The sequence below is a fragment of the Cerasicoccus arenae genome (genome assembly GCF_014651635.1).
Taxonomy (GTDB): domain Bacteria; phylum Verrucomicrobiota; class Verrucomicrobiia; order Opitutales; family Cerasicoccaceae; genus Cerasicoccus; species Cerasicoccus arenae.
Window position 1 is genome coordinate 40,525 of sequence record NZ_BMXG01000026.1, and the last position, 17,154, is coordinate 57,678.

Annotated in this window: 15 protein-coding genes and 1 pseudogene; 2 read left to right on the forward strand and 14 right to left on the reverse strand. The window is 54.0% G+C overall.

The annotated features are described in order from the left end of the window. Positions 1-65: 65 nt before the first annotated feature. Complete coding sequence (locus IE065_RS16135; protein ID WP_189516971.1) at positions 66-854, reverse strand: secretin N-terminal domain-containing protein; 789 nt, start codon at positions 852-854, stop codon at positions 66-68. Between the two features lie 156 nt (positions 855-1,010). Between IE065_RS16135 and miaB the strand changes: the two genes are divergently transcribed. Beyond that, positions 1,011-2,378: a tRNA (N6-isopentenyl adenosine(37)-C2)-methylthiotransferase MiaB gene (gene miaB, locus IE065_RS16140; protein WP_189516974.1), complete on the forward strand. Its 1,368-nt coding sequence runs from the start codon at positions 1,011-1,013 to the stop codon at positions 2,376-2,378. Between the two features lie 54 nt (positions 2,379-2,432). Here miaB and IE065_RS16145 read toward each other — a convergent pair whose 3' ends face one another. The 5 genes from IE065_RS16145 to IE065_RS16165 all read right to left on the reverse strand — a co-directional run bounded on the left by IE065_RS16145 (position 2,433) and on the right by IE065_RS16165 (position 7,782). Beyond that, the gene (locus tag IE065_RS16145; RefSeq protein ID WP_189516976.1) at positions 2,433-3,665 is read right to left on the reverse strand and encodes an aminotransferase class III-fold pyridoxal phosphate-dependent enzyme; all 1,233 of its coding nucleotides are present in this window, start codon (positions 3,663-3,665) and stop codon (positions 2,433-2,435) included. Continuing rightward, positions 3,662-4,453 carry a hypothetical protein gene (locus IE065_RS16150; protein ID WP_189516978.1) on the reverse strand — a complete coding sequence of 264 codons (792 nt, stop codon included), beginning with the start codon at positions 4,451-4,453 and terminating at the stop codon, positions 3,662-3,664. Before IE065_RS16150 ends, IE065_RS16145 begins: the two co-directional genes overlap by 4 nt. Beyond that, positions 4,450-5,610: an MGDG synthase family glycosyltransferase gene (locus IE065_RS16155; protein WP_189516980.1), complete on the reverse strand. Its 1,161-nt coding sequence runs from the start codon at positions 5,608-5,610 to the stop codon at positions 4,450-4,452. The genes IE065_RS16150 and IE065_RS16155 overlap by 4 nt, the downstream gene beginning before the upstream one ends. Then, complete coding sequence (locus IE065_RS16160) at positions 5,607-6,329, reverse strand: SET domain-containing protein (protein ID WP_189516986.1); 723 nt, start codon at positions 6,327-6,329, stop codon at positions 5,607-5,609. Before IE065_RS16160 ends, IE065_RS16155 begins: the two co-directional genes overlap by 4 nt. A gap of 193 nt (positions 6,330-6,522) precedes the next feature. Then, the gene (locus tag IE065_RS16165; protein ID WP_189516988.1) at positions 6,523-7,782 is read right to left on the reverse strand and encodes a 6-phosphofructokinase; all 1,260 of its coding nucleotides are present in this window, start codon (positions 7,780-7,782) and stop codon (positions 6,523-6,525) included. 278 nt (positions 7,783-8,060) lie between these two features. Here IE065_RS16165 and IE065_RS16170 point away from each other — a divergent pair, with 278 nt between their 5' ends. Then, entirely contained in the window at positions 8,061-8,681 is a 621-nt protein-coding gene (locus tag IE065_RS16170; RefSeq protein WP_189516990.1) for a PEP-CTERM sorting domain-containing protein, read from the forward strand. Here the strand turns inward: IE065_RS16170 and IE065_RS16175 are convergent. The 8 genes and pseudogenes from IE065_RS16175 to IE065_RS16210 form a co-directional block, all read right to left on the reverse strand. Further along, positions 8,664-10,274, reverse strand: coding sequence for a Na/Pi symporter (locus IE065_RS16175; protein ID WP_189516992.1), 1,611 nt, complete (start codon positions 10,272-10,274; stop codon positions 8,664-8,666). The genes IE065_RS16170 and IE065_RS16175 overlap by 18 nt on opposite strands. A gap of 132 nt (positions 10,275-10,406) precedes the next feature. Then, positions 10,407-10,559 carry a hypothetical protein gene (locus IE065_RS16180; protein ID WP_189516994.1) on the reverse strand — a complete coding sequence of 51 codons (153 nt, stop codon included), beginning with the start codon at positions 10,557-10,559 and terminating at the stop codon, positions 10,407-10,409. An 86-nt stretch (positions 10,560-10,645) separates the two neighbouring features. Then, positions 10,646-11,365, reverse strand: coding sequence for an SIMPL domain-containing protein (locus IE065_RS16185; RefSeq protein ID WP_189516996.1), 720 nt, complete (start codon positions 11,363-11,365; stop codon positions 10,646-10,648). 227 nt (positions 11,366-11,592) lie between these two features. Beyond that, entirely contained in the window at positions 11,593-12,933 is a 1,341-nt protein-coding gene (gene rho, locus IE065_RS18440; RefSeq protein WP_378079967.1) for a transcription termination factor Rho, read from the reverse strand. A 1,033-nt stretch (positions 12,934-13,966) separates the two neighbouring features. Further along, positions 13,967-14,560 carry a dephospho-CoA kinase gene (gene coaE, locus IE065_RS16195; protein ID WP_189516998.1) on the reverse strand — a complete coding sequence of 198 codons (594 nt, stop codon included), beginning with the start codon at positions 14,558-14,560 and terminating at the stop codon, positions 13,967-13,969. A 50-nt stretch (positions 14,561-14,610) separates the two neighbouring features. Continuing rightward, entirely contained in the window at positions 14,611-15,417 is an 807-nt protein-coding gene (locus IE065_RS16200) for a hypothetical protein (protein ID WP_189517000.1), read from the reverse strand. A gap of 61 nt (positions 15,418-15,478) precedes the next feature. Continuing rightward, positions 15,479-16,570: a DNA polymerase III subunit delta gene (gene holA / locus IE065_RS16205; RefSeq protein WP_189517002.1), complete on the reverse strand. Its 1,092-nt coding sequence runs from the start codon at positions 16,568-16,570 to the stop codon at positions 15,479-15,481. Between the two features lie 50 nt (positions 16,571-16,620). Further along, positions 16,621-17,154: pseudogene (locus IE065_RS16210) on the reverse strand (hypothetical protein); the annotation flags it as partial.

Here is a 17,154-nt window from a genome sequence, read left to right on the forward strand (position 1 = left end):
TATAAATCATTTACCCTAATTTCCAAATATTTTGAAAGTATAACAAGAAAACTGTTTAGTAGCGATTACTCAGTGGGAGAATCTTTATAATCAATGGTCTTTGCATTGAGAAATACGACTCGCTCCATGGATCTCGTGTTTGATTGGCGGATTCCGAGCGGAAAAATTGGTATTTCCATCTGCATTGACTGGCTTTTGCTTTCGTTAAAAGTAAAAACTTGAGCGCCTCCATTAGTTATAGACACTGTGCTGAATACCCTAGTAACGCCTGAGGCGTCATCTCCAGCCAATGAAGATGCCACGTGTGCCAGCTTAACTTCGATAATGTCCTTGCCGAGCAACCGTGGAATAACGGCCATCACCATTACTCTCGGCGAATATGATGCATCTTCTTGATGATGAATAACACGCTGAGTCTGTAGTGATATCTGCGCTGGCGTATTGTTTCGCACAACAACGCGCTGGCGACCCGCCAGTATCGCATGCTCACTTTCAATCAGAAGTGGCAATAACGAAGCGTAATCCTGAGAATTTAAGCTATTACGCACCGTGAGGCCGAGTCGCTCCATCCACTCACTTTTCACCTCAAACGTTACCACTTCGATCACAATATTGGGCTCTTGAAGATCCAATTGGGCGACCACGGTACGCACGTTTCCCTGCATTTCTTCAGGATACGAGATGATCAAGCTGTTGGTCCGCACGTCAGCCGTTACCCGGACATCTGGACCAAAAGTGCTGCCAATCACCGGAACCAACGACGCTGCATCACGATTTTCCAACGTAAAGACTTCGGATTTCTGAGCTGCCAGCAGAATATTCTGCCAAAGTAGGGCTAGAAGAATAAGATACACACAGCGCATCCATCCTTATTATCATCAAACAACTCAAAGGCGAGCCTCAGATATTCACATTGCAAGGGACCTTTCGCCTGAGGTAACTCCTGCCGAATACGCAACCTTGACCCCTGCCCACCAAGCGTCCATCGTTCAACGTTTTCCTTTCTGTAAATGAACCGCGTCCACATCAAGACCTACGGGTGCCAAATGAACGAGCGTGACTCCGAGGCTGTCGCGGCGATGCTGCGTGGGCGTGGATACAGCATTGTTTCGGACGAGGCCGACGCCGACATTGTCCTGCTCAACACCTGTTCGGTGCGCGAGCTCGCCGAACAAAAGGCCATGGGCAAGGCTGGCCATTTGCGTAAACGGCGCAGGAAAAACCCAGACTTCATGATCGGCGTCATGGGCTGCATGGCTCAAAACCGCGGCGTGAATATCTTAGACCGTCTGCCTGACCTTGATCTGCTCGTAGGAACGCAAAAGTTCCACGCCGTCCCGGATCACTTGGACCACCTGATCGCCACCCGTCAGGGCCAAGGCCCCCGCCCTGCCACCATCATCGACCTCGATGCCGAAGAGGGCAGCCAAAACACCATTCGCGCCCACAGCGAAGAGCGTAAAATCAGCGCCTTTGTCAGCATCATGCAGGGCTGCAACATGAAGTGCAGCTACTGTATTGTCCCCAAGACTCGGGGCGAAGAACGCGCACGCCCGATGGACGACATTGTTGCCGAGATCGAAGAACTCGCCCGCAATGGCACGAAGGAAGTCACCCTGCTCGGCCAAATCGTCAACCAATACGCCGTGCGGGAATTTCCCTTCGCTAACGGCAAGAGCCCCTTTGTCCAACTTCTGGAGCGCGTTAACGCCATCGACGGCATCGAACGCATCCGCTTCACGAGTCCCCACCCAGTCGGTTTCCGCGAGGATCTGATTGAGTGCTATGGCCGCCTGGAAAAGCTCTGCGAATACATCCACTTCCCGATGCAGAGCGGCAGTGATCGCATTCTTAAACAGATGCGCCGCCCTTACACTGTTGAGCGCTTCAAGCGCATTGTCGCCGCTCTCCGCGCCCGCTGCCCAGATCTGTGTATTTCCACCGACGTCATTGTCGGTTTCCCCGGAGAGACCGAGGAAGACTTCGAGCTGACCCGTCAAGCCTTTGCCGACATCCGCTTCGACATGGCCTACATCTTCAAATACAGCGTTCGCCCTGGCACGACTGCTGAGCCGCTAGGCGACCCGATCAGCGACGAACTCAAGATGCAGCGCAACCAGCTCTTGCTCGACCAGCTAGAGGAATACTCCCTCGCCCACAACAAGACCCTACTCGGCACGGTTCAAGAGGTTCTCATCGAAAGCCCGGCCCGTAAAGGCGAAGGCATGTTCGTAGGGCGCAACCGCGGTTACCGCAAAATTGTTCTTCCCGCCAGCGAACGCCTCGTCGGTGAGCTCGTCCAAGTCAAGATCACCGAAGCCAGCTCCACCACACTCATTGGCGAACTCGTCCTGGAAGGCGTCGAAGTAGGAGTTTAGGGCATTGCCTCAGCAAGTTACCGCTTCAGTGGCAGTTGAAACAAAGCCCGACGATCAGTCCCACTGCTTCACGCAGGCGGCCAAGGCGTCATCTGCAATCTGGAGACCGGCGTCGATATCCGCATCCGTGTGCGCAGCGCAGATAAACCAATTATGATGCGGATGCAGGAAAGCCCCACGCTGCATTGCCTCGGCGCACCATTGCTGTTGGCGCAGAAAGTTCTTCTCCTCAGTCAATCGGTAAAAGGGAACAGAGGGCGGGCCCGAAGGCTTGATCGAATGGCCGTGCTTTTCCCCGATTTTCACGAGACCGTCGCTTAGGCGCTGCCCAGTCTGCTTGATCTTCGCGATGACATTGTCCCGCTCCAGGATTTCCAGCGTCTTGAGCGCGGCGGCCATCGGTACAGCGCTATTCCAGTAACTGCCCGTCAGGAAGACCTTGCTCGCAGCAACGCGCAGGGCGTCCGTACCGAGAGCGGCAGAGATCGGGTAGCCGTTGCCCAGCGCCTTGCAGAAGCAAACGATGTCCGGCGTGTAACCAAACTCTTCATGGCTGCCACCAATGTTGAGCCGAAAACCGCCGCGAATATCGTCCGAGATCAGCACGATGCCTTCGGCGCGGCAAATTCTCTCTAGACCAATCAAGAAACCGGGTGCACCGAAATCGCTGTCGGCAAATACCGGATGATGCCACGGACTGATGATCAGCCCAGCAATTTCGCCACGGTAGCGCTCCACCAACCCCTGAAAGGCGGTCAGGTCGTTCCAAGCAAAATGATGAATGTGCTCGCGATCTTCCTCAATCAAACCGCCGTGGCCTGGCGTACACCATGGGTCAACGCCGTGGTAAGAGCCCTTGAGGCGGATGATTTTCTTGCGCTTCGTGTGCTCACGAGCGACCTGAATCGCCCAAGTTGTCACGTCACCACCGTTCTTGGCGAGCACTCCCCAATCTGCGAAATCCACCAGCGAAACCAGTCGCTCGACCAGCTCCACAAAGCGCTCTGTTGGGTGGTTAAAGCAATTGCCCAGTTCACGCTGCTTGGCAGCGGCCTCATCGACTTCCGGGTGATTATAGCCCAGAATGACCGGCCCGTAGCCGCACATAAAATCAATGTATTCGTGGCCATCAACATCCCAGTAGCGACACCCCTCGCCGCGCACGGCATAATAAGGGCTGGCCCCCGGCAAACAGGCAGCAGGACTCATGTGCCCATAAATGCCACCTGGGGCAACTTTGGACGCGCGATCAAATAATTGGAGGGATTTTTCGTAATGCGTATTCATTGCTTGGCCGGGGGATCGATGTAGCCCTGCACGCGCTCCATCATGGCATTCAGGTGGTCCGCCAGCGGCACGAGGCCTAGCACCTCAATCGCACCATTGCCCACGGCGGTAAGGGCGTCTGCCTTGTCCTGTAATGCCTCAGCAGCCAGAACGGAGTCGTGGAAAATAACGCGAACATCGGGCGTGTCAGCAGGCTCACCTTGGCCACATGTCAGCTCGTTGGTAACAAGTCGCAGCCACACAGGCTCGCCATCTTTGCCGAGTTGAAACGCCGCCAGGCCTTGTGGGCCAGCCGCCAATTGCTCCCGAAAACGCCGTTCACTACGACACAATTGGGCCACTGCCCGCAGCGCCAGACCAAGCGTCATGGGGACAAATATTTGGCGAAACTGTTCACCGGCGAGCTTGGCTGCATCAGGCTTGAGCCAGGCTTGCATCTCCAGCGTCAGCGCGACGAAAGTCTTCATCTTACCGAGGGCGCTGAAGCCTTTGGTCGGCAACGGCGGAAAGGTCTTCTGCTCCAGGAAAGTCGCCGCGGCCTGCCCATCAGTCAGGAAAAGCAATTCGATGCCCGCCGACGTACTGCCTCCGGGAATGTACTCGCAGCCCCCGGTGGTGAAGAAGTAGCTCGCGCTCAGTCCTGAGCGTGTTTTGAAGCAAACGGAAAAATGATTATCCTTGAGGAGCGCCTGCGCCTTGGGCGAGGCTTTGATCACTGCATCCAACGTGGGCAGCACCGCGTGCAAGAACAAGCGGGTTTGGATGTGTTGGAGGGCAGTAGATTTCATCGGCTTTCCTGGGACAGTGAAACAAGCTTTCTCAAAATGTCCAGCGGGTGTTGTTGGGGTCGGAGCAGGACCATCTTCGCCCGAGTCTCGGCCAAAGTCTTTCGGTTGTCCACCAAAGGCTTAATAAGGCCAGACAATTGGCTGGGCCGATTCATAACAAAGTCGACCCCATGTGAGCGCATAAACTTCACGGTAATCCATTCCTGCGGCATAATCCCGCCTAGGCCATTGAAAATGATCGGGCAGCCCGCCAAAATGCTCTCGCTCGTCGTGCCGGTGCCAGGGCGCGCTACTACTGCTGAAGAACACTGTAGCAGATTAAACATCTCCGTAAAATAAGGCAATGGCTTGACTGGCAGCTCCGGATGGGCCTTCCCCCAGTTTTCAACCGCGCTAAATGCTTCCTGGCTCCGCCCGCATAAAGCGACAATCTGTGGACGGACTCGCGACTTTGCCAGCGCTTCAAGCAACACCAGATGGTTATTTGCGCTGTTGGCCCCCGTTGCGAGGACTAGGATAAATTTATCTGGGTCCAGCCCCAGTTTGCTGATAATCCACTCACGCTTCTCGTCTTCGGATAACGAACGATCCCAGAAACCAGGGTTGAGCATGAACCCACCCACATGATTCCGCGCGTCTGCCATACCGAGTTCTTTGGCCCAGTCGCAGGTTTCCTGAACTGCACCAAAAAAGCCGTCGCTCTCGGGATTGACCCAATGTTTACTGAAGCCGTAACCGCCAAAAAGCTCTCCGCAATAAGTAACACATTTCACCTTGTCCGCACCCAAGATTTCCTTGGCCAAGGCAAAAAAACCGTGGTTGAGGTGTGCGTGCGTGCTGACGATAATGTCGGGCTTCACACGATTAAGAACTTCGGCAAAACGTTCGCGTCCCTTAATCGCCGAGGACTTGCGGTGCATAGAAGCGATCTCCAAGAAATTGAAATACGCGTGATGTAGCCAAGGGCAATGCAGTTGGATCCAGTTATACGTTTCAACACCGAACTTATAGAGGCCGTCCAGGCTCTCAAGCGTCTGAAAAACTTCGACTTCAATCCCCTGTTCGGCAGCACTAGCATGCTCAGCCCAAGCTTTAATCGACCGCGCGCGCATGTCGTGACCACCTCCGGTGCTTGATGTCAGGACCAGTAGTTTCACGATTTTTTCTTCTTCTTTTTGCCGACCTTGGTTTTTTTATCGCTCCTTGATTTCTTATCGTCTTTTGACTTCTTCTCGGCCTTGGGCTTTTTGACAGTCTTTGCTTTCTTAACGCTTTTCTCTGTCTTGGCGTCTTTGGGTTTGGCGGCACTTTTCGTTTTCTTGGCCGCTGATTTTTTCTTTTTTGCGGCACTGGCGGCTTTCTTAGCAGCTGCTTTTTTCGCCGTCTCCCGCTGCTTTTTATTAATCAGCTTCTTTAGCTTGGGCCGACTATCGCGAGCGACGATATAGCCCACGCAGCGCTTGCTGCCACAGCGGCAGGGATGATCGAGAAAGCACTCAATGTCATAACCATAGTCGAAGGAGAGCTCTTCGTCCTTGGCAATGTCCCGCTTGGCGTGAATGAAAATGCGGTCATCCTCATTGATGGCCTCGCAATTTTCCTCACAGCTATGGTTGATGTATTTGGCCGGATTGTTCTCAATGTTGCCGTCGAGGTCGTATTCTTCGTTCAGGTCGAATACATAGACGAGGCCCGCGTCTTTCTCGCGTGCTTCCGCCTCCCAATCCAAGCAACGTTGGGTCGACTCCGCCTTGGGAATGAGCTCACCAAGGTATTCGATAATTTTCTCACCCTCACGGATGTCCGCCCGCGCAAACATACCCTGCTGGTGAATGGAGGAGCCGCGCAGCTCCCAAAGTTTGCCTTTCTTGCCCATGATTAGAAAGCGCGCATTGAAGCCGCCAGCAGCCAATGAAACAAGCGCAATCTAGCTGAGAAATGACACATCACCGGATTCGTGCGCATCAAACCAAGCGAATATATGCCCGTTGCGCATGTATCAGTGCCTCGGATCACAAAAAAAGCGCCCCCCCCAAGGAGGCGCTTTTCGCTAAAAATTTCGCTCAAACTTAGCTCTGATACGGAGGCAGTTCCTTGGACACACGGTTGCCAGTGAAGTTCATATACTTCGGCGTCCCGTTTTCGTAAGGCACTTGCACTTCGCCCTGAATGAGCGGGCTGGCGTATTTGTAGAACTGGAAGTTGATGCTGACACCGTCTTCGTTGATCCACTGCGTTGGGAAGGGCTTCTCGTTGTTCGCCACGTCCTCAAGGTTAGCCATACCGGTTTCGCTGCCGTAGAAATCGCTATCGGTGCGGATCAGAGTGATCATCTTGTCGGTGTGGCCATCAACGGCGGCCTTGACCGCTGCTGTGCCCGCCAAGAAGGCTTCGTCGTTGTCCGTCTGCGAAGAACAATGCGCTGCAGCGCGCTGAGCGATGCCGAGCTTACAAGAGCGTGCCTTGACGCCACCCAGATGCTGCTCACAGAGGTCGCGGAGGTATTCACCAACGCCACCCAGGGCACTATGGCCAAAGGAGTCTTGTGAACTGCCAGCAGCAACGAAGTTGCCGTCTTGGTCAGTCAAGCCTTCGCCCACAACAACCATGCAATAAGGCGACTTGCGGAGTACTTCCTGAACCCGGGCAATGAAAGCCGTTGGGTCAAAGCGCACTTCCGGCATCAAAATCAGATGGGGTGGATCGTCCACTTCGTTGCGACGCTTAGCGAGGCTAGCACCAGCAGTGATCCAACCAGCATTGCGGCCCATGACCTCAACGATAGAAACAAAGTCGTGGCGGCCCATGCTCTCGTTATCGAGCGCAATTTCCTTAACCGTGGTGGCGATGTACTTAATTACGCTGCCATAGCCGGGGCAATGGTCCGTAATCGGCAAGTCGTTGTCCACAGTCTTCGGAATGCCAATGACGCGCAGGCCATAGCCACGCTCCTTGGCGAGCTTGGAAATCTTGTTGGCAGTATCCTGCGAGTCGTTGCCGCCGATATAAAAGAAGTAGCGAATGTTGTGCGCCTGGAAAACCTGGAGCACGCGCTCGTAGTCTTCCTGACTCTTCATCTTATAGCGGCAGGAACCAAGCGCGGATGAAGGCGTGTAACGCAGGCCGCGGATGGCTTGCTGAGATTCTTCCGCTAGGTCAATCAGCTCTTCGTTCAGGATGCCCTGAATGCCGTTGAGGCCGCCGTAAATTTCTTCGATGCACCCATGATTGAGCGCCTCGGTGACGACACCAGCGAGGCTGGCGTTAATGACTGCGGTCGGACCGCCCGATTGGGCGACTAGGACATTGCCGGTAAGTTCTTCTGACATAGTTGAATTGGTATCGGGATCTGGAAGCAAAACGGGAGAGATTGCCGTCGCCCTTTTTGTGATGCAACTTAAAAAACGGCAGTGATTTTGAGGCAAAATGCTCCATCTCTCCCCCCTACATTCATAATAGCAATGGCCATAGCTGCTTAAAACAAGACTAGACCCGACTTTCCCCCTGACGAAAAGCACAGCCAGATGTGCAAATACCGTTTACTTTGCTTGGCGTTGTAGAAACGATTAAATTCTCTCAAAACTATTCATTCCTCAAATTCTCCCATATGAACAAATCACTGCTGCTTGGCTGTGTATTGATTGCTAGTTCGCTGTCCTCACAGGCAGCCCTCATACTCATCATCGATGTAACGGACCCTACGGCCGCCACCTTCACCCCTGGGCCCGACCTGCCTAGTGCAGCTTCCTCCGGCTGGAACTATACCAGCGGTTTCACCCTGTTGGAGTTCTTTACCAGTGCCCCGGCTAGCCCAATCGCCCGAGACGGATCAGGAGATCTAACAACACCAAATGTTTCACCCGATTTTTCTCCCAGAGGTTTCGCATCTGCATCTCTGCAATCCCCAAGTGGCTTTAATATCTACAATTATGGCAACCGGGGTACCGTGGATATCACCACATCGGCACCGGCCTTTTCCGGCTCGATGACGTTCGATTTTACGCCCTATTTGGCTTCACTCACATTTAATGCACTAGGTGTTGAGCGTGGCATTCAAGGCGGAGACTTCGGTGCGATTGGCCCCGTCTTCGGCAACTACGTCATTGTTTCCAGCGCCATCCCTGAACCTTCAACCTACATCGCCATAGCGGGCATGTTTGGCTTGGCAGGCTTCATTGGCCTCCGCCGCTGGAAGGCGGGCAAAACGCAGCTACCGAAAGTCGGGTAAATCACGTCCCCCGCCGTCCTGCACAGACATCACCAACCGGTTCGCTAGCCAAATCAACCGTTCACACCCACCCAGTAGGTGCAATGCCGCGGCTTGCTCCTCACGATTGGCTAACGTCGCGGGTTCCAAAAAATTCTCCCGCAAACGGGCAAGTGCCCCCCCCCCATCAGCGGAAATCATGAGCGCCAGATCCAGATCATCGGGGTCTTGCGAAAGGATTGCGTCGAGAATCGTCAGCCACGCGGCCTCAAGCCCCTCCAGTGTTCGATGACCCAGAGAATCCGGGCCACCAGCGTATTGCTTCGCTCGCGGCAGGACTTGGAAGAATTCTCGTTCCAGCGCGCAGAGCAAATCATGCCGTTCCAGCGCACGGGCCAAACCGCCAGCTAAATCACCACTTTGCCGCTGGTCCATCAACGCATGTAGCACTTGGGACACCTCGTCAGTCACTTTAGTAAAATCACGGTGGCGAGGCAATGCCGTGGCCAACGCGTTACCCGACAACCCACTCGGCAGACGAAAATACTGCGATAAACGCGCGGCCAGCCGACGATGTTCCTGGGCAATCAAATCCAGGCAAGCAGGCGGGTCCTCCTCACAACGAGGATACAGATAGCGCGGGCGGTCATCCGACTCATTAGAGTCTGGCGGATACTTCTGCAAAAGCATGCGTTCCATCCGGCGCTCTATTATAACCACAACCAAGCTCGCGCCCACGCACCAGATCAGGTTCGTCAACGCCAGCTGCTGCGCTAACGGGAGATTCGTCAGCTTAAGAGCCGCCAAAACAAGTGGGACGCCGCCCCAGACCTCGATGAAAAACAGCGGCACGAGCAACAGCGTGCCCAACCAACCATAATACACCTGAAACATCGCCATCTGCTTCGCCGTTCCCTTGAGGCGCAGCGTCAGTATGTGTGTAATCAGGCTCGCGCCAAGGTTGACCCCGTAAATCGCAATCACCGCCTCGTCTTCACCGAGGACCCCAGCCTGAGCCAAGACAATCGTCACCAGTACCACGGCGTTGCCCGATTGCGCCAGCACGGTCAACAGCACACCAACGAAGAACACCACCAAATATTGCCCATGCGCGGACTCCATCAACTCTCGGAACCAGTCATACTGATTCAACTGCGCCCCGGCATCCTGCATCAGGAAAAGGCCGTAGAACAGCAGCCCAATCCCAAAAATAAACCCCACCGCGTGCCGCCAATTCTTGGGCTGCTGGAAGGCGTAAAGAATTCCCGCAACCCCCATCACATAAGCCGTGAACACATTCAACGGCAGCGTCAGGAAGAAAATAAGGACGCAAGTACCAGGATTAGACCAATTCAACGCCGTCAACGCTCGACGCGCAGGCAAAAGCCCAGTGTTCACGAGACTAATCGCCAAATAAGTCACTGCCGAAGCCGTCTGGGCAACTGCACCAATGCAAAATCCCCACCAACCAGCCTTCCATGGATTATCCGTGAGCCCAGCAAAGACGTCCCGCAACCGTCGGCCCGCCAAGGCCCGTAGATGCCGATCCAGCAACGCCGTCCCAACAAAAAAGAGCCCAAGGCCCGCCAACATGGATCCAATCAAGGCCGACATGCGCGAGACATTGGGACAATATCTCCCTGAAATCCAGCACTTTAAGTCTGGATTTCCATCAATAGCAACGGATTGGCCCTCGCCACTGCCACCTATCTAGTCATCGACAAGTGACGTTTTCCGGGATCCGATTTAGAATCCTATCCCAATGAGGATTAATACCATGAGAAGGCCCATTCCACCCACAACAAGAGCGAGCATGAGCTTTTCCCTTTTATTCAGGTGCACGCCTTCTTCGTAGGTGTTGGGTTCCCCATGGTCGGGGAAATGCGTTTTAGTGTCCATGATTACAATATAACCGAGAACACCGAAATTGCCAAGCATGCCTGCCGCTAATAGACATGCTAATGCTGACGCAAACCCTCTTCTAATCAGCGCCCGATCTGATATTCCACCGTCACCACAAGCTTCACCACTTTGTCAATCGTCTCGGTGTCGTAAATGCCCCAGCTTTCAGTCTCGGTCGAATTTTTCTTGGTGATCTGGATCACTCCCTGGCGCGCGGCTACCAGTGGGCCAAGTTTTTCCCCCGAGCTATCGGCCATAATCTGAGCACGCTCCTTGCCATTGGACGTCGCCTCCTTGACCAACTCCAATTTTATCCCGTCCAGATCGCTAACAAAGAAGCTGGGGCCGCTCACTTCAATTCGCATGCCATCAGCATTAAGGTCATACAAGGCGCGCCCGAGTTTCTCCAAGCCCGTGACGTTCTTCGTGTTAAAACGCAGACTACGCGACACTTGATAAAAATCGACGACATTAGTTTTCTTCCCCGCCGCATTCAGTTTAGCCACCGACTGAACCGACGTCGGCAGCTCGACTGATTCAATATCGGCACCCAGAATCCCAGTCGATAGGGCCTGCACTTTCTTCAGTGCCTCACCAGCAGACTCATAAGCCTCGGCATTCGTCTGGCCGGTCGTAGTCACATAGGCCGTCAGACTGCCCGCATCCGCTGAGACTGGTCTTTCCGCGTATCCCTTGACCACAATTGGTTCAGCGTGATGAATCGTAACCCAAGGCTTCGCGACGATCACTGCCGAAATAATGAGTGCACAAACAGCCGATAAACAGATAAAAAAGACGCGCATGTTTTTTAAGACTGCGCACCGTTTCATTCGTTCAAACTTTGCAGCACAAAGTTATTCGCAATCCAAAACAGGCATCGACCATCAAACGACCGTAATTTTTCCAAACTTGATTTGGCAGCGCAGGCGCGTGCCAGCGCCGCAGTTTCATTATTCAGGCAGCATGACGCATGCGGCACGGGGACGCGCCTGCACTACCAAATCATGCGGCGACGTGGAATACGCAAAAACTACCGCAGAGACATCAAGAACTGGGCGTTGGTCTGCGTTTTCTTGACGCGCTGGATGAGCATCTCCATCGCCTCGACGGAGCCGACGCCCTTCATCGCACGACGCAGACCGTAGACCTTCTGCATTTCGTCCGGGTGGTAGAGTAGTTCTTCCTTGCGGGTGCCACTCTTTTCAAACGAGAGAGCTGGGAAGACGCGCTTGTTGGACAGCTCGCGGTCGAGGTGCAGCTCCATATTGCCAGTGCCCTTGAACTCCTCGAAGATAACCTCGTCCATCTTACTGCCGGTTTCGACGAGCGCCGTACCGAGAATCGTCAGGCTACCGCCATCCTCGATGTTACGGGCTGAGCCAAAGAAACGCTTGGGCTTCTGCAAGGCGCTGGCCTCCACACCACCAGAAAGGATCTTGCCACTGCTGGGCATCATCGTGTTGTAGGCGCGAGCAAGACGAGTGATCGAGTCGAGCAGGATGATAACATCCTTACCGGCTTCCACCATGCGGCGGGCCTTCTCGCTGACCATTTCCGCGGCGTGCACGTGGCTTTCGGCGGACTCGTCAAAGGTCGAAGAAATAACCTCGGCTCCCTGAACCGTACGCTTGAAATCAGTAACTTCTTCCGGGCGCTCATCCACAAGCAAGACGATCAATTTGACGTCGGGCTTGTTGACGCGAATCGCGTTAGCAATGCCTTGCAGCAGGACGGTTTTACCCGTGCGCGGCGGGGCGACAATCAGCCCTCGCTGGCCAAGGCCAATTGGGCTGAGCAAGTCCACAATGCGCATGGAAATATTGTCCCACTTGCCGAGGCGACCCTGCTCGGACTCCATAATAATGCGCTCCGTCGGGTAATACGGCACGAGCTCCTTAAAGGGAGTCAAATGCAGCGCATTTTCGGGGTCCATCCCCATAACGGTCTCAACCTTGAGCACGAACGGCGTAGTGTCATCTTCGCGCGGAGCGTGGAGAATGACTTCCACTTCGTGGCCACGCTGAAGCCCATATTTATTGAAAAGCGGCGCGGCTATGAACGCACTTTCAGTGCGCAAACGATAGCTGTCCTGAGCGAAAACGAGGAAGCCGAAACCGTCTTCCAACTCTTCCACGATACCCGTAGCCTTGATCGTGCGTTTTTCGGCACCAGCGTGGTCGAGAATGGCACGGAGTAGCTTGCGGCGGCTCGGTGGGCCTTCCGTGGAGACGCCGTTTTCCTTGGCCCATTTCTCCATTTCAGGCACCTTGAGTGCGTAAATTTCGTTATAGTCGAGAACTTCGCCCGTAGTGACTTCTTCAGTCAGTTTCGTAAGGGCATCGGTATCGCGGAAGATGTCCCACTCGGCCAAGCTATCAAAAGACGGCGGATCAACATCGTCCTCGTTTGCGGCTTCAAAATCTTTCTGCCAGCCACCCTTCCTTTTCTGGAAAGGTGGGCCGCCTGGACCAGAGTTACCAAACCGATCCTTTTTCTTAAATTTCTTGTTCTTGTCGAAGCGATTCCCCTGATTGCCACCTTGGCCACCGCCACCCTGCTGATGCTGTTGCCGATTGCCTTTCTGATGAGGATGCTGACCGCGATTTTGGTCACCACGATCATTACGTCCACCACGATCATTACGATCGCTGCGGTCATTGCGGTCATTGCGGTCGCCGCGATCATTACGATTCTGACGATTGTCTTGCCGCTGACCCTGTGGACGGTTGTCACGACCATCACCGCGATCATCGGAGTCGTTGTCACGTTCGTCACGTTCATCACGTTGATTGCGGCCCTGGCCTCGGTTACTCCGACCTTCCCTTGCTGGACGGTCCTCGTTCCGACTTCCACGGTCTTCATTACGTGGAGCACCGTCTTCATTGCGTGGCGCGCGGTCTTCCCGATCTGTTCGGGCGTTTTGCCGGGGCTCGTTGTCGTCGCCGTCATTCTTGTCGTGACGCGCTTCACGAGGCTTCTCCTGTCGGCTTTCGGTCTCTTGCTCAGCCTGGCGTTCACTGCGCCAAGCGCGGTCGCCGTAGTCGTCCATATCGTCGGGATCCGCAGAAAATGTTTCGGGTATCTCGTCCTTGTCTGCTTTATCTACCTTCGCAGGTTTATTAACCTTCGCAGGCTGCTCAACCTTGTCTGCCTTCTCTTCTTTCTCCGGCTTGTCCGACTTTGGTTCAGCAGTCTTTTTCCGGGCGCTTTTGCGGGCCGTTTTCTTGGCTGCGCGCTTGCGGGCGACTTTTTTCTTAGGAGCAGGCTGCTCGGCATCGGCCTCCTGGAGGTCGAGTAATTGCTCTTCGGTGTCACTCATAGGTAAATAAAAACCGGTAACCGGGTTAGCGGATAAAAAAAGAATTACAGGCTGGTAAACAGAAACCAGCTCATGGAACAAAAGATTAAGAATTCGGGGGAAGCTGTCGTAGCATCTCGGACGCGCGTTGAACTTGGCGCTGAAGGAAATCGAATGAACCGGGATTCGAAAGGACAATATTAGCGCGACGCACTTTGTCCATCACCGGCATCTGGTTGTTAATTCTGGCAAGGGATTGCTCGCGGTCAAGCCCTTTAGCAGCTAATCGCTCCAACTGGATGGATTCCGGGGATTCTACGCAAACAGTGACATCAAAGCTGTCTGAGAGGTCTTTTTCAAACAAAAGCGGGACCTCAACCAGCCAGTCCGCAGCGGGATCAGCAGCCAAAGCCCCTTGCCACGCCGCCCGGACCCGAGGCAGCACCTGCCCCTCCCACCAACGTAGTTCAGCCGCATCATGGAAGACTTTTCCGGCGATAAATGACCGATTAGCACCCCCCTCAGACAAAAGTGCCCCCCCCCCCCATCGACTGCGTAAAGCCGAGTGCAAATCGGGGTCTGTCGTCAGTAATTCGCGGACAATCTCATCGGAATCAAGTCGCTGCCAGCCCAGCTCGGCGAAGCATTTCCCCGCCGTAGATTTACCGCAACCAATGCCACCTGTGAGGCCTACGCGCATACTGCAATAGGCTCGATATTCATCGCTGCTGTAAAGCAAAAATCACTGGCTTACTTGGCATTGGCCCTTTTCTCCATCTCTTCCCAGTGGTCTTGGCAGTAGCCATCGCCAGCAAGGTAGGAAAATTCCAAATCAGGGTCATCAAGGTCCGTCTTGTTACAGATCACGCAACGGTGAAAGGCCTCTTCCGCTATGGCCTTTTGCTGTTTTTCATGACTCACGCGGCGCTGTTTGACTTTGGCACCCTGCATAAAGCTTCGCCCAAAGAAAATGACGATATTACCCAGCGCGGCAAATATCAACGTCCAATCAACAATGCCTTGGGCAGTGATTACCCAAAGGGCGAAGGTGATCAGCGCCAGCCATTTGATCTTCACCGGTAATACGAAATACAGTAGCAGCTCAAAATTGGGGAACAAAATCGCAAATGCGAACGTGATGGACGTCATCACGTACATATTGGTAACCATGTGGCTGGGGCGAATGAGTCCCGGCAATATCACCCAATTAATCAGCCCAGCAATCACCGTGCAAGCCAGCCCAATCAGGAAAAACAGATTAAACCGAAACTCGCCCCACTGATGCTCCAGCGCACTGCCAAATATATAAAACAGATACCAGTAGAACACTAGGAAGATCGGGCTCATCGCTACGAGCGGCGGTTCCAGAATAAAGGTAAATACCCGCCAAACCTGCCCCCCCAGCACGTCGTCCGGGTAAAACATCAGGTTATCGACCGGGAAAGTCGTAAACAGGCCAAGTCCGTAGACAGTAATCTGCCCCACCATGATCCAGAAGGTGAGGTTGTGAATTGCAAAGCGTCCAAAACGCTTTTCCAGCTTGTCGAGCCAAGTCATAAAGCGCACCAGCAAAGACCCATTTGCCGCTGGTTCAAACTTTAAAGCACGGGCAAAGCGTTTAACTCAGGCAGGTGATGGCCAAATCCCGCATCACGGATTGCTGGTCGGTGGGCTTACGCATCAGGTCCTCAAAGGCGCGGGTAAAGGCGATCTGGAAGTCTACGAGCTGCTTCAGCTTCAGTTTTGCCGATGGCGGTGCGACCTTGTTCCCCAGATACCAAAGGTTCTGCGTGAAGACATTGAAGTTACTTTTGGCGTCGAAAGTGCCGAAGTGCTGCTGATATTTCCGTGCCGCCGCCTCGAATGGCCCTTTGCCGAAGCCCCGTGGGCCAAGGCTAATCTCACCCGAGTCCATGAGAACACGCAATTGGATCATCAGTCGGTTGCGGCCCTGCAAATTGCTGATCAGCGGACGCGCCTCTTTGTGGATAAAGAAATATCGCCGGAGGGCATCGAGCGTCCAATTCAGATCAAGGGCGAAAAACGCCTCCACTGCTTCAAAGAAATCACCCTCTCCGAAATGCGGGACCATCTGGATGACCAGCTCGTCAGTGATCTCCCCCCCCTCCGAACCGAGATAGGTCGCCAATTTGCGCGCCTCCTCAAGCACGAGTCGGGTATTCCCACCCACCAGGCCGATCAAGGCCTGCGAGGCACCATGCGTAAAGCTGACCTTCAAGCGTTGGCTTTCGGCCGACAGCAAATCGAGCAGGAAATCGTCACTGGTGCCGGATTTTAAATCGGTATAATCTGAATTTTTGGCGAACCACTTAAATTCCTTACGCCGGCGGTCCACAGGGTGCGCCGTGATAAGCACATCTACCCCTGCTGGGTCCAAGCGCGCCAGTTCCTCTTGCCACTCCGTCACCAGCTTCTTGGTACCCTCGGCGCGGCCAGTCACGCTGTCCGCAAAGAAATTCACGTCTTTAAGCCAAACAACCTTCTTGTCGCCAAACATCGACATCGTCTGCGTTGCCGATCGAAACTGGTTCAACGCAGACTCGACTTCGCCCATGTTCTGGGCCGCCCCGTCGATCGTCTCCTTGGAGAAATCGTCAGCAAGGTCTTTGGTTTTTTCGGCAAAAACCGCCTGACCCTCACGGGTCACCAGGAAGTCATCGTCGCCGCAAATGAAGGTGAAAGGTTTCATGGACTCATGCACTACAACTAAGCGTTACCCCGCTGGCAAAACGAAAAACATTAATAGCCGAAGCCATAGTTGAGCAGCAGTAATAACAGAACCCAGTTCACGACATAAGTTACCGAGCGTGCGATCAGCGCAATCGTCATTGCCGTAGTAGCCCGTTGAACATCGGTAAACAGGACGATGAGGCCCGACAAAGCCAGGTAATTAATCGCCTGGTTGACCTCCCACATATCAATGCCTACCGCCGCCATTAAGAAATCGACGCCAAGCGCCACAAGCGCCATCGACAGGCTCAGGGGCAATAGTTGCTTCCATAGCACTGGAAAGCCTTTATTTTCAAAGGCAACCTTGAGGATGAATAGCGTGAGGACGAATTGAATGATAACCGAGATCGCCAGCTCAATGGCCTTCTGCATAGGCGTGAGCTCATACTCTTCATAGTCTTCCCACTCATCCCATTCGTCATATTCTGCCATGTCTTCGTCGAAAACCACGTCTTCGGCCTCCGCCAAATCATTGGATGCGTCTTCAACAGGGGGGGGGGCTGCGACTGGTTGAGGGTCGGGTTCCACCACTGAAGGGGGGGG

Coding starts and splice junctions, on each gene's coding strand:
- miaB (WP_189516974.1), top strand. CDS start 1,011: ATGAACCGCGTCCACATCAAGACCTACGGGTGCCAAATGAACGAGCGT.
- IE065_RS16145 (WP_189516976.1), bottom strand. CDS start 3,665: ATGAATACGCATTACGAAAAATCCCTCCAATTATTTGATCGCGCGTCC.
- IE065_RS16150 (WP_189516978.1), bottom strand. CDS start 4,453: ATGAAATCTACTGCCCTCCAACACATCCAAACCCGCTTGTTCTTGCAC.
- IE065_RS16160 (WP_189516986.1), bottom strand. CDS start 6,329: ATGGGCAAGAAAGGCAAACTTTGGGAGCTGCGCGGCTCCTCCATTCAC.
- IE065_RS16165 (WP_189516988.1), bottom strand. CDS start 7,782: ATGTCAGAAGAACTTACCGGCAATGTCCTAGTCGCCCAATCGGGCGGT.
- IE065_RS16170 (WP_189516990.1), top strand. CDS start 8,061: ATGAACAAATCACTGCTGCTTGGCTGTGTATTGATTGCTAGTTCGCTG.
- IE065_RS16175 (WP_189516992.1), bottom strand. CDS start 10,274: ATGTCGGCCTTGATTGGATCCATGTTGGCGGGCCTTGGGCTCTTTTTT.
- IE065_RS16180 (WP_189516994.1), bottom strand. CDS start 10,559: ATGGACACTAAAACGCATTTCCCCGACCATGGGGAACCCAACACCTAC.
- IE065_RS16185 (WP_189516996.1), bottom strand. CDS start 11,365: ATGCGCGTCTTTTTTATCTGTTTATCGGCTGTTTGTGCACTCATTATT.
- coaE (WP_189516998.1), bottom strand. CDS start 14,560: ATGCGCGTAGGCCTCACAGGTGGCATTGGTTGCGGTAAATCTACGGCG.
- IE065_RS16200 (WP_189517000.1), bottom strand. CDS start 15,417: ATGACTTGGCTCGACAAGCTGGAAAAGCGTTTTGGACGCTTTGCAATT.
- holA (WP_189517002.1), bottom strand. CDS start 16,570: ATGAAACCTTTCACCTTCATTTGCGGCGACGATGACTTCCTGGTGACC.